We start from the raw sequence: 13,166 nt of genomic DNA on the forward strand, positions 1-13,166 counted from the left end.
CAAAAACAAGAAACGCCAGGCGCCTCAAAGCGAATCCAGGTCGGCGATGATTTCGCGGGGTTTGGAGCCGTTTTCAGGGCCGACGATGCCGCGCTCCTCCATCATGTCCATCATGCGCGCGGCGCGGTTGTAGCCGATGCCGAGTTTGCGCTGAAGCGCGGAGGTCGAGGCGCGGCGCGTATGCTTTACGACGGCGAGCGCCTCGTTGTAGAGCTCGTTGTCGTCCATGTCGGAATAGTCTTTTTTGCCGTTGTCGTCCTCGCCGTCGATCGGGGCGGATTCGATTTCGTCCTGCACGTCCTGCGCGTATTGCGGGGGACCGTTGAAGCGTTTGAGGTAATCGACGAAACCCTTCACTTCCTCGTCGGAGACGAAGGCGCCCTGCGCGCGCACGACGCGCGAGGTGCCGGGGGGCGTGAAGAGCATGTCGCCGCGGCCGATCAGGGATTCCGCGCCCTTGCCGTCGAGGATGGTGCGCGAGTCGATTTGCGAGGCGACTTGGAACGCGATGCGCGAGGGAAGGTTGGCCTTGATGAGACCGGTGATGACGTTCACCGAGGGGCGTTGCGTGGCGATGATGATGTGGATGCCCGCGGCGCGCGCGAGCTGCGCGAGGCGCGCGATGGAGGTTTCGACCTCGGCGGCGGCGACCATCATAAGGTCGGCAAGCTCGTCCATGATAACCACGATGTAGGGCAGGTGGTCGGGCACTTCGAGTTCGTCGAGCGGATCGACGCCCTCGAGCTTGGCCTGCTCCTCCTCGTTTGGAAGAAGGTCGTCTTTTTCGTCGATCGGGAACGCGGGGGCCTCGTGTTTTTTGCGGTTGTTGAAGCCGGTGATGTTGCGCACGCCCGTCTTGCCGAAAAGCTGGTAGCGCTGGGCCATTTCCTGGAGCAGCCACTTGAGCGCGGCGGGCGCGCGCTTGGGCGCGGTGACGACCGGGATGAACATGTGGGGCAGGGCGTTGAAGACCTGGAGCTCGACGACCTTGGGATCGACCATGATGAGGCGGACATCCTTGGGGCTCTTGCGAAACACAATCGAGGCGATGATGGAGTTTACGCACACGGATTTGCCCGAGCCGGTCGCGCCGGCGATGAGGAGGTGGGGCATGCGCGTGAGGTCGGAAATGAGCGGGCGGCCGGAGACGTCCTTGCCGAGCGCGATGGGAATCTCGGCCTTGCTGTTCGCCCAGTCCTCGGATTCGAGGATGTCCCTCATGCCGACGGGCATGGGGATTTTGTTCGGCATTTCGATGCCGACCGCGGCCTTGCCGGGAATCGGGGCGAGAATGCGCACGGATTGCGCCTTCATGTGCAGCGCGATGTTTTTGTCGAGGTTGGCGATTTTCTCGACGCGCACGCCCGCGGCGGGAACCACCTCGTAGCAGGTGATGACAGGGCCGACGTGAATCTCGCCCGGCGAGACGGTGATGCCGTATTCGCCTATGATGCGCACGAGGTCGGCCATGTTGTTGGCGTATTCCTCGTCGGTGTCCGTGTCCGAGCTTTTCGGGTATTCCTTGAGGAGCGCGAGCGGGGGGAATTGGTAATTGTCCTCCGTGGCGGGAACGGCGGCGTTTTTGGCTTTTTTGGTTTCCTCGGGTTTGACGATGGAGAGCGCTCCGGGCTTGGTGGCGGCGGAATCCGTGCCGCGGAAAATTTTCGGCGACAATTTGGGTTGTTCGGGATCGTCAACAGGCGGCGGATCGTCGTCCGCGTGGCCGCCCGCGTCGGTCGCGGTGGGTTGGGGCGGGGCGTCCGTGTCGTCATCGCGCGCCTTGCCGTTTGCCGCGCCGTCTTTTGTTTTTCCCTCCAGATCAAAGGGCGTGTGCGTGACCGCCGGGTCGTAGCCGCCCTTGGCGCGGGCCTTCGCGCGGGCTCGATCCTCGGCGGCGATGCGGCGGATTTCGGCGCGCTCGGCGCGGATTTGCGCGCGGCGGGCGCGCCACGCGGCGAACATGGCGGCGACTTTTTCGAGCTCGGCGAAAATATCCTTCGTGAAAATGAGCATGAGCCCGATTGCGTAGAGCAGCACGAGCACGACCCCGGCGCCGGCGGGGCCGATGGCTTCCGAAAGGAAATCGCCGTAGAGCGCCTTGCCGAGCATGCCGCCGGGGCCGGACGGGAAATAGTCGGTGGGGTTGCTTTTGCCGAAGAGCTCGCCGAAAAGCGTGGCGAGGCTTGAGAACGTGACGACGCACAGGACCATCGCCAGCGCGCGGGTGAGCGCGAGGATGCGGGCGTTGCGAATGGAGGTGAAGGCCATCCAGAAGAAAAACAGCGGCAGGTAAAAAGTGCTCAGGCCGAGAAACGTGAGTGTCCAATACGAGCCCTCCGCGCCGAGCATGCCGACGAGGTTGTGCTCTCGCACGGGATCGTTGATCTGGAGGCTCTGGTGCGGCGCGTAATCGAGGAGCGCGATGGAGGCCAGCACGCCGGCGACAATGCACACGACAAAGACAACCCAATGGCGCGGATGGCGCGCGGTGCCGAGCTGCTCGGCTTGGGCGGCGGATTGTTTTTTATTTGTGTTTGAACTCGCGGAACTGGCCATGTGTTTTATCGGACCTGCTTGGACGATCTGACTGCGCAGGGGAAGTGCATTTCCTGATGCAACGCCAGAGCGGTCAAATCCAATATTTCACCACCGAAACAAAAACACACGGCAAAATTATCAACATGACCCAATTCCTTCGTTTTCGACCCCTGTATCAGGACCGTGTTTGGGGCGGTCGCGTTCTCGAAACCTCCCTCGGGCGCAAGCTGCCCGCGACCGGCAAGCCCGTCGGCGAGAGCTGGGAAATTGTGGACCGGCCCGAGGCGCAATCCGTCGTGCAAGGCGGCAAATACGACGGGCTCGCGATTCGCGCGCTGATCGAGCGGCACGCCGCCGACATCATGGGGCCGAAATGGGACGCCTCGCGCGCGTTTCCGATTTTGGTGAAGTGGCTGGACTGTCGCGAGCGACTGAGCCTGCAGGTGCACCCGCCCGCGTCGGTCGCGCCGGAATTGAAGGGCGAGCCGAAAACGGAAAACTGGTATATCGCCGATTGCGCGGAGGGCGCGAACCTGATCGTGGGGCTGCGCCGCGGTGTGACACGCGAGGAGTTTGAGCAGGCGGTCAAAAACCTGACGCTCGAAAACTGCGTGCACCGTTTCCCTGTGTCGAAGGGCGACTCGATTCTCGTGCACAGCGGGCAGATTCACGCCATCGACGGCGGCAACCTGATCCTCGAAATCCAGCAAAACTCGGACACCACTTATCGCGTTTACGACTGGGGCCGTGTGGGGCTCGACGGAAAACCGCGCCAGATGCACGTCGACGAATCGATCAAATCGATCAAATGGGACGACTTTGAGCCGAAGCCCGTGCGCGGCGAGCGCAAGAACGCCGTCATTGCCGATGCGAACGAATTCCGCATCCGCCGCGTGCCGCTGGCAAAGGGCGAGAAGCTGCGCGTCGCCGCGGGCGAGCAGGCGCGAATTCTGAGCGTCGTGGACGGCGCCGTGCGCGAAACGCTCTCATCGTCCGCGGACGACACCGCCGCCACGCTCACACGCGGCGAAAATGTGGTGCTGCCCTACGCGGGTGGTTTCGCCTTCGAGGCGACGGAGGACAGCCTGCTGCTGCTGACGGAAAACTTCGGGTAAAATATCCCTGCGAGAACCGACCAAGTTTGCGATTAGGTCGGCGGCAGCTTTTTCAGTTTTATCAAGAGACGGCGTCGTTTGTTTTGGAGTGCGGTGGCAGAGGGCGAAGCCCGGCGACACCGCTTTTGCGCGCAGTGAAAATCCGTGAATCGCTCAAAGCGGTGCCGCCGCTTCGCTTTGCCACCGCACTCCAAAAAGAATCGGTTTCGCGGGCAAGGTCAGTTTGAAATAATTGGAAAATCAACAAACAGCGTCCCGACCCTTCGGCTATTCCTATTCCTTCAACAAACAGCGTCCCGACCCCTTCGGCTATTCCCCCCTTCGGCTATTCCCTCCCCTTAGGTTCGCCTACACCGCTTCAGGCATTGTCATAGATTAACCCGGAGACCTAATTCGGTATCAGGAGTGACGGTAAATTTACGACCTATAGAAACCATAGCCAGGCGTGATAAAGAGCACTCTTTATTAGTATGATCAAACTGAGTGAATATTTCCATGGCACTTTGAAAATCTCTGGCGGATTCTCCGGCTTTTGCGGTGCCAAGCTCTGTCAAAAGCCAAAGCGATAGCGGTAGCCCTTGATCAAAGACACCACTCTGGTTGGTAGCGAATGACTCTGTCGATTCCTTAGAATTGCGCAGAGACTCAAAATTTGTTGCTCGCATTACCATCGGCGGCCCGAGTGTGGAGAAATCACAATCGTAGAAGAGGTAAGTAGATGCGTTTCCAAAATTTTTGGTCAACGTATCGAACTGCAACTTGTTAAGAGATGTGCTACCGCTACCATTCAGACGCTTTGATTGAAAGGCGGCATATCGCGTGATCTTGGGGCGATCGGGCAAGTCAACCACTAGAATCAGCCCAAAATCACCTCCGGTCATCTTTTCTAAATGGCCGCCGCGAGACAGATCCGAGTAAACGAAATCAATGTGTAACGGTTCGTTATAGCGAGTCACAGCCTCTCTCGTGAATAATTCAGAAGACATTTGAATAGCAGCCTCCAACTCTGAAATTAGGTGCCCAGTGAGACGCTCTTCGTGACTTTTTTGAGGAACGAAACGTAGCCCGAGTCGCACCTCAGCTCGTGCAAACGCTTCGAACGCAATATCGAGTAGTGGATGCAGTCCGAGTCCGTTTTCGAAAAGGCGCTGAACTAGCTCGATAGAGTCAACAGCCTCACCACATATTGGGCAATTTTGCCAGTAACGGCGAGGCAAAGCACGATGAAGCTGCCATCGCACTTTGCGCGCCCAGCCATAGTAACCTTTATTCTCTCGAGCTAACGCCCAGAAATCGTTTTTGAACACAGGTGTCATAACATTTTTTTAACAGTGTTATTAATTCAAACTAATTTAGAGTGTTGAGGAAGTTTCAGCTGATTTCCTCAACAGTCGCTTCCACGCGGCGGTCGCCGATGGTCATGGCGTATTTTAGGACGTTGCCGGCGGTGCCTGACTCAGCCGCGGGTGCGGGGGCGGGCGCGGAGGCTTTTGCGGCAGGCGCGGGGGCTGTCGGTGCTGCGACAGGAGCCGCGGGTGCGGGTTGCGCGTAGAGTTCCTTGAGTTGTTGCGGGAACATGGCGTAGATGACGCAGTGTTCGTCGTCGGTGGGGAGCTTGTTTTGCGCGAGTTCGGCGCGGAGGGTTTCCATCCTCGGCTTGATGAGGTCGGCGGGACGGCAGGTGATTGGGTCTTTTTTCGCGGTCGCGGCGGCGAGTTTCTGGATTTCGGGATCGACGGGCGCGGGGGTGCGGCCGAAGTAACCGAGCGCGATGTTCATTGCGCCGGGGATGAAGTTTTTCCAGCGGCCAAACTTCACGTTCATCACGGCTTGCGTGCCGACGATTTGCGAGGTGGGCGTGACGAGCGGGATCCAGCCGAGTTTTTCGCGCACGTAGGGGATTTCGGCAAAGACTTCGTCGAAGCGGTCCTCCATTTTCATCTCGGTGAGTTGCGAGCGGAAGTTGCTGAGCATGCCGCCGGGGACTTCGTAGGTGATGGCGTCGGTGTCAACGACTTCGTTGGCGTGGCGCGTGAACTTGGAGAGTTGCGCGTAGACGGGTTTGAGGGCCTCGGAGATTTCGCGGACTTTTTTGAGGTCGTAGTCGGCGGCTTTGCGGGGGGCGTTTTCGAGGAGGGCGGTCATGCGCAGGTGGTCGGGTTGCGCGGTGCCGTCGGCGAAGGGGCGGATGCCGACGTCGATGGTGTCCACGCCGGCTTCGATGGCGGCGAGGTAGGCGGCGGAGCCGAGGCCGGCGGTTTCGTGGGTGTGGAGGATGACGGGGATTTTGATTTGCGCCTTGAGGCCCTTGATGATGGCGGAGGCGATGTAGGGGGGAATGAGGCCGGCCATGTCCTTGATGCAGATGCTGTCGCAACCCATGGCGGCGAGTTCGGCTCCCATTTTGACGAAGCCTTCGATGGTGTGGACGGGGGACTTGGTGTAGCAGATGGTGCCTTGGGCGTGGCCGCCGGCTTTTTTGGTGGCGGCGATGGCGGTCTGCATGTTGCGCGTGTCGTTGAGCGCGTCGAAGATGCGGAGAATGTTCATGCCGTGCGCGATGGATTTTTGCACGAAGGCGGTGACGACGTCGTCGGGGTTTTGGTCGTAGGCGACGATGTTTTGTCCGCGCAGGAGCATCATGTGCGGGGTCTTGGTTTTGGCGCGGATGGCGTCGAGGCGCTTGAAGGGGAACTCCTTCAGGAAGCGCAGGCCGGAGTCGATGGTGGCGCCGCCCCAGGTTTCGAGCGCGGCGTAGCCGAGGGAGTCGAGCGGCTCGAGGAGGGGGAGCATTTGCTCGGTGGCCATGCGGGTGGCGGCAAGCGATTGGTGTCCGTCGCGCAGGACGGTGTTGTTGAAGGTGACGGGTTTGCTCATGGTGTTTGTAAAAAAATGACTGCGGTTGGTGGCGGCGAAATTGCCGGTTTCAACTTTGAAAACAGTTTTTGCGCGGGTGGCGAGTGTTCGTTTTGAGGGCGGATGATTTTTCAGTTCGGAGCATCAATTTTCCAATCCGTTTAGCCGCTCTATGAGTCCGCGAGTGGCCTGACATTGCACAGATGAGAACTTCGTCTTCTGGTATTTATCCGGGTTAATCCGTAATACTAACCCTGAAACCGCTCTATTTTTTGCGCGATCTTTCCATGTCGCGCCCCACTAAAATCAAAGACAAATTCAACCGCAGATGAACGCAGATTTTCAAACCATCGATTCACAAATTCATTGTTTTCCGTATCTGCGCATATCTGCGTTCATCTGCGGTTAAGAAATCTTTGGGTGCGGCAAAGCCGCTCTGGGCAATCCGTGGTCAGTTGCCTGGTTCGAAGATTGCGATGTTTTTGGTGGCGCTTCGCGTTTTGCGGGGTTTAGTTGCGGGCCAATTTGTTCACTTTTACATTCAAAACCATGAGCACAAAACCCAAGAAGTCCAAAACTCCGTCCAATGCGGTCGCCGCCTCCAAGAAGGGGCCGATCTCGAAATTTATCGCGCACAACTACCGCCACTTCAACGCGGCGTCGCTCGTCGATGCGGCGCGCGGTTACGAGGATCATCTCAAGAAGGGCGGCAAGATGGTCGTCACGCTCGGCGGCGCGATGTCCACCGCGGAGCTTGGCATCACGCTCGCGGAGATGATCCGCAAGGACAAGGTTCACGCGATCGTGTGCACGGGCGCGAATCTTGAGGAGGATGTGTTCAATCTGGTGGCGCACGATTATTACGAGCGCGTGCCGCATTACCGCGACCTCACGCCGGCGGACGAACAGGCGTTGCTGGAGCGGCACATGAACCGCGTGACCGACACGTGCATTCCCGAGATGGAGGCGATGCGCCGCATTGAAAACGTGGTGCTCGACGAGTGGATGAAGGCCGACAAGGCGGGCGAGCGATTTTTCCCGCACGAGTTCATGTATAAGATTCTGCGCGGCGGAAAACTGAAGAAGTCGTATCAGATTGACCCGAAAAATTCGTGGATGCTGGCGGCGGCGCAAAAGAACCTGCCGATCATCGTGCCGGGCTGGGAGGACGCGACGTTGGGCAACATGTTTGCGAGCCATGTGATCACCGGCGAAATCAAGAACGTGCACACCGTGCGCACGGGCATCGAATACATGATGTGGCTCGCCGACTGGTATACGAAGACGGCGAAAAATCTGCGCGACGGCAACGGCTCGATCGGCTTCTTCCAAATCGGCGGCGGCATTTCGGGCGACTTCCCGATTTGCGTGGTGCCGATGCTGCATCAGGACTTGCAGCGTCCCGACGTGCCGCTGTGGGGCTACTTCTGCCAGATCAGCGATTCGACGACGAGTTATGGCAGCTACTCGGGCGCGGTGCCGAACGAAAAAATCACCTGGGGCAAGCTCGGCGAAAAGACGCCGAAGTATATCATCGAAAGCGACGCGACGATCGTGGCGCCACTGGTGTTTTCGTGGGTGCTTGGGCGCTGACGAAGCGCGCGCGTTGAGCGCGCGGTTTTCATTTTACAGCTTGCTGTCCACTGATGGGCGCCGCCGCTTTCTTGCGACGGCGCATCAGGCGCGGTGTGCGAGGCGGGCCTTGGTTATGCGCTCGCGGATGCCGCTGTGCTTATCTCTGGTAATTCTCGGCGCGCTCGGCGAGCACACCCTACCTGTTAACGCCGAAAACTCCGCAGGGTGGGGCGCATGCGCGCCGCACCCTTACATCCCGCCGTGGCAGTTTTTGTATTTTTTGCCGCTGCCGCAGGGGCACGGGTCGTTGCGGCCCACTTTCGGGGTCTCGCGACGGATGGTGACCTTCGGGAGCTTGATTTCGCCTTCGGGCGAATTGGTCGAGAGCTGTTGTTGCGCGGGGCCGCTGTGCGTGACAGTGGTGCGCACGCTCGGGCCGGAAGCCTCGGCGTTTTCGGGGCCTTGCAACTTTGCGCCGCGCGAGAGCATCGCGAGCATGTTTTCGAAGGCTTGCAGGTTGCTCGCGCTGCGGAAGAGGCCGGTGCAGATTTGCAGGCGCACGGCGTCCATGAGCTCCTCGAAATATTTGTAGGCTTCGTTTTTATACTCCACGAGCGGGTCCTTCTGGCCGTAGCTGCGGAGGCTCACCGACTGGCGGAGGCTTTCCATCTCGGTGAGATGCTCCTGCCAGTGCTGGTCGATGGCGTTGATGATTGTGTAGCGTTCGAGTCCGCCGAGGGCCTCGGGGACTTCGGCGGATTCCTTTATTGCGTAGGCGTCCTTGATGCGGTCAACGATGAGCGTCCTTGATGCGGTGGCGTCGAGGTTTTGGATTTCCGCGGGCTTGATGGAAGTGCGGAAGTGCTGGTTGACCCAGCCGACGAGTCCGTCGATCGAGCTTTGCGTGGCCCCGCCTTTTTCACCGATGCCGGCGACGGCGACGCGGTTTTCAATTTCCTCGTCAACTTGCTCGAAGATGAGGTCCTTGGCGCGGTCGGCGTGGATGGCGGCGTTGCGGATGTCGTAGACAACCTGGCGCTGGAGGTTGAGGACGTCGTCGTATTGGAGGAGGCGTTTGCGGGCGGAGAAGTTTTGCTGCTCGACTTTTTTCTGCGCGCTTTCGATGGAGCGGTTGAGGAGCGGGTGCTGGAGCTCCTCGCCCTCCTTCATCGTGCCTTCCATGAGGCGCGAGGCGAGGTTGCCCTGAAGGAAGAGGCGCATGAGCTCGTCCTCGAGCGAGAGGAAGAACTTGGTGAGACCGGGGTCGCCCTGGCGCGAGCAGCGCCCGCGGAGCTGGCGGTCGACGCGGCGTGATTGATGGCGCTCGGTGCCGATGACGTAGAGGCCGCCGGTTTCCTTTGTGCTTGGCGTCAGGCAGAGGTCGTAGGCCTCGTCGCTGTCGGAGTCGTATTTTTTGACCTCGCCGGTCTTGGGTTCGGTGAGCGTGTATTGGAAGATTTTCTTCGAGGCTTTCTCGGGGTCTTCGTGCGGGCCGTAGGTGACGTTGAAACGGACGCCCTCGCCGAGTTTGATGTCGGTGCCGCGGCCGGCCATGTTGGTGGCGATGGTGACGGCGCCGCGCTGTCCGGCGCGGGCGACGATGTCGGCCTCCTGCGCGTGGAACTTGGCATTGAGCACGGTGTGCACGATGTTCGTGCGCTTGAGCATGCGCGAAAGGACCTCGGAGGATTCGACCGAGGCGGTGCCGACGAGGACGGGCTGGCCGCGTTTGTGGGCGGCCTCAATTTCGCGGACGACGGCGTTGTATTTGTCGCGGCGGGTTTTGTAGATGGAGTCGTTTTTGTCGATGCGGATGCAGGGTCTGTTTGTCGGGATAACCTGCACGGAAAGTTTGTAGATGTCGTTGAACTCGGTGGCCTCGGTCTCGGCGGTGCCGGTCATGCCCGCGAGTTTTTCATACATGCGGAAGTAGTTCTGAATGGTGATCGTCGCGTAGGTGCGGGTTTCGTTTTCGATGGCGACGTTTTCCTTGGCCTCGATGGCTTGGTGGAGCCCGTCGGACCAGCGACGGCCGGGCATGACGCGACCGGTGTTTTCGTCGACGATCATGACCTTGCCCTCCTGCACAACGTATTCGACGTCCTTTTCGTAAAGCGAGTAGGCGCGGAGCAGTTGCGAGATGGCGTGGATGTCCTCGGAAATGACGGCGTATTCGGCCTCGGCCTTGCGCTTGATGTCCTCGCGTTGCTCGGGCGTGTATTGCTCGTCCTTTTCGAGGAGGGCGAACTGGGTCGCGAGGTCGGGGAGGACGAAGGCGTCGGGGTTGTCGGGGCGGAGATAGTTGCGCCCCTTGAGAGAGAGGTCGGCCTGGTGCTGGCGCTCGTCGATGGAGTAATAGAGGTCCTCCTTCAGGGCGTAGAGTTGCGATTTTTGGAAATCGGAGTGGAGCTCGGTTTCGACCTTGTCGAGGAGCTTGCGCCATTCGGGTTGCTCGAGGAGGCGGAGGAGTTGCTTGTTGTTGGGCGCGCCGAACTTGACCTGGAGCATCTTGAGGCTGGCGGCGTGGATGTCGTCCTTGGACGCGTCGGTTTTTTCGAGGAGTTCCCTGGCCTCGGCGACGAGGTTGTTGCAAAGGCGGGTTTGCGCGGATGCGAGGCGCTCGATGCCGGGCTTGAGGCGGGTGAAGGGTTGCTCGCGCTCGATGGGCGCGGGGCCGGAAATGATGAGCGGCGTGCGCGCCTCGTCCACGAGGATCGAGTCGATTTCGTCAACAATGCAATACCAGTGCTCGCGCTGGACCTGGTCCTCCTTGCGGGTGGCCATGCCGTTGTCGCGGAGGTAGTCGAAGCCGAACTCGGAGGCGGTGCCGTAGGTGATGTCGCGCGAATACATTTCGCGGCGCACGTCGTTTGGCATTTGCTGCTGGATGCAGCCGACGGTGAGGCCGAGGAAGTTGTAGAGGTAGCCCATCCACTCGGAGTCGCGGCGGGCGAGGTAGTCGTTGACGGTGACGAGCTGGGCGTTGCGGCCGTTGAGGGCGTTGAGGTAGAGGGGGAGGGTGGAGACGAGGGTTTTGCCCTCGCCGGTGGCCATTTCGGCGATGCGGCCCTCGTGGATGGCCATGCCGCCGATGAGCTGCACGTCGAAGTGCACCATGTTCCATTCGAGCTCGTGCTCGCAAACGACGAGTTTCTGGCCGCAGAGGCGGCGGGCGGCGTTCTTGACGGCGGCAAATGCCTCGGGGAGGAGCGCGTCGAGGGTTTCGCCGGCTTTGACGCGGTCGCGGAATTCGTCGGTTTTGGCGCGGAGCTGCTCGTCAGTGAGCGACTGGTAGGAAACTTCGATTTCGTTGATGCGCGCAACGACGGGACGGCAGCGTTCGAGGAACTTGCGATAATGGCGGCCGGAAAACTTTTTAATGAGCCAGGAAATCATTTGGAATGCGGAATGATGAAAAAGACTGAATGACTGAAGAGCTGAAAGGCTGAAGGATGCGGAATGGTTGGGAAAATTGAAAAAGAAAAAAATATGCAGAGCCGCGGCGTCCGTTGCAACGGAAGAATTTTGCGGCCAAAACCGAAAAATGGAGGCGTTGCCCGGTGCGATTTTTAGCGCCGTCGCAACAGAAACGCGCACGCGCCATCGTGGCCGTCCATCCACGGGAACGATTGCACTGATTTTTCCAGGGCAAACCGTCCGTGTCCGCCGGGGCCGTGCGGGCGTTCGAGAAACGCGGTGACGACGTGCTCGTTTTCCTCGGCATCAATGCTGCACGTGCTGTAAATCAGCCGTCCGCCGTGGCGAACGCGTCGCGCCGCGGCTTCGAGCAAGGCCAGTTGCTGGCGCGCGTGCTTCGTGAAATCGTTCGGCTGCAGGCGCCACTTCACGTCCACTCGGTGGCGCATCACGCCTGTGTTTGAGCAGGGCGCGTCGAGCAGCACCGCGTTGTATTCCGCGGGCAGGTTGTGCTCGTCGAAGAGCGGCGGGCGCGCCGCGATCAAGTCGCCCTGCACCAGCGCCACGTTCATTCCCTCCGGCGCGCGCGACAGGTTTTCCTTCAATCGATCAACGCGCGCGCCCGGCAAATCCATCGCCACAAGCAGCGTTTTTTCCAGTTTTTCGGCGTCCGCGTTCGCGCGTATCGCGTCGGCAATGGCGAGGCATTTCCCGCCCGGGGCGGCGCACGCGTCGAGAATGCTCTCGCCCGCCTGCGGCGCGAGCAGCCCGACCGCGAGGCGCGTCGAGGGATCCTGCAAATACAAATTGCCCGCGATGATCGCCGCCTCCACGGAGGGCCAGTTGCCCGCCTTCACCTCATAAAATTGCTCCCATCGCGACGGTGCCAGCCATGCCAGCTCCGTCTCGGACGGCGCGCGCGAGGCCCGCCAGCGCGCATGCACCGGCGCGGGTTTCTGGTTCCACTCAAGCAATGCGCGCGCGCCCGCCGCGCCGAATTGCGCGAGCCAGCGTTGCACGAGCCAGGCGGGGTGCGAGAACCACGCGGCGAGTTGTTCCGCGCCCGCCAGTTTTGCGGGAGGTTTTTCCTCCGCAAGCGCCGCGGCGAGTTTGCGCACCACGGCGTTCACCATCCGCGCCTCGGGTTGGCTTGCGAGCGTCTTGGTTTGTTCCACCGCATGGTGCACGACGCGCGCCGCGTGCCCCTCGTCGCCGCCCTCGATCAACTCAAAGCCCGCCACCAGCAGGACGGCGCTCAATCGCGGACGCGGCGCGCGCGCGACCAGCCGCTGCAGATGCGAGTCGACGCGCCCCTTGTGCCGCAACGCGCCGAACAGCAAATGCTGGCAGCGCGCGCGTTCCACGCCGGCCACCTCGCGGGGCAGCGAGTCGAGCAGCGCGTCGGCGCGCTCGGATTTTTCGAGCCAGCGCGTGATCAGCATCACTGCGAGCGACCAGGGAGTCGTGGGCTGTTCGTTTGTGGACATTGCGCAAAGTTCGCCGCCCTTGTTCCGCAAATCAAAGAAAATCGCCACGACGGGTGAGATAAGCCGATCCATCCCGCGCCTTCCGCCCAAAACAATAATAAACAATAAAAAGGATTTTTTAAATTCCACATAAATACATCCCCATAAGAGGCCTTTTTTATCGCAATAATCTAACTTT

General features: G+C 60.3%; 7 protein-coding genes. 2 read left to right on the plus strand and 5 right to left on the minus strand.

Annotated features, from left to right (window positions below; all coding sequences use genetic code 11):
• Window positions 1–24: 24 nt before the first annotated feature.
• Window positions 25–2,556 (minus strand): DNA translocase FtsK, encoded by a 2,532-nt coding sequence (locus CKA38_RS12315; RefSeq protein ID WP_108825744.1) that lies wholly within the window; start codon window positions 2,554–2,556, stop codon window positions 25–27.
• 125 nt (window positions 2,557–2,681) lie between these two features.
• Between CKA38_RS12315 and CKA38_RS12320 the strand changes: the two genes are divergently transcribed.
• Window positions 2,682–3,653, plus strand: coding sequence for a type I phosphomannose isomerase catalytic subunit (locus CKA38_RS12320; protein WP_108826576.1), 972 nt, complete (start codon window positions 2,682–2,684; stop codon window positions 3,651–3,653).
• A 368-nt stretch (window positions 3,654–4,021) separates the two neighbouring features.
• Here CKA38_RS12320 and CKA38_RS12325 read toward each other — a convergent pair whose 3' ends face one another.
• Together CKA38_RS12325 and CKA38_RS12330 are read right to left on the minus strand one after the other, a co-directional pair.
• Complete coding sequence (locus tag CKA38_RS12325) at window positions 4,022–4,969, minus strand: hypothetical protein (protein ID WP_108825745.1); 948 nt, start codon at window positions 4,967–4,969, stop codon at window positions 4,022–4,024.
• 55 nt (window positions 4,970–5,024) lie between these two features.
• A complete protein-coding gene (locus CKA38_RS12330) occupies window positions 5,025–6,530 on the minus strand; it encodes a pyruvate carboxylase subunit B (protein WP_108825746.1) in 1,506 nt (501 codons plus the stop codon).
• A gap of 528 nt (window positions 6,531–7,058) precedes the next feature.
• On the opposite strand from CKA38_RS12330, the gene CKA38_RS12335 reads away from it, so the two are divergent.
• Window positions 7,059–8,102, plus strand: coding sequence for a deoxyhypusine synthase family protein (locus CKA38_RS12335; RefSeq protein WP_108825747.1), 1,044 nt, complete (start codon window positions 7,059–7,061; stop codon window positions 8,100–8,102).
• Window positions 8,103–8,333: 231 nt separating this feature from the next.
• Here the strand turns inward: CKA38_RS12335 and secA are convergent, their stop codons facing one another.
• Entirely contained in the window at window positions 8,334–11,480 is a 3,147-nt protein-coding gene (gene secA, locus CKA38_RS12340; RefSeq protein WP_108826577.1) for a preprotein translocase subunit SecA, read from the minus strand.
• A gap of 173 nt (window positions 11,481–11,653) precedes the next feature.
• On the minus strand, window positions 11,654–12,988 hold the full coding sequence (locus CKA38_RS12345) for an RsmB/NOP family class I SAM-dependent RNA methyltransferase (RefSeq protein ID WP_108826578.1): 1,335 nt from the start codon (window positions 12,986–12,988) through the stop codon (window positions 11,654–11,656).
• Window positions 12,989–13,166: the final 178 nt, after the last annotated feature.

Source organism: Ereboglobus luteus (assembly GCF_003096195.1).
GTDB classification, from domain to species: Bacteria; Verrucomicrobiota; Verrucomicrobiia; order Opitutales; family Opitutaceae; genus Ereboglobus; species Ereboglobus luteus.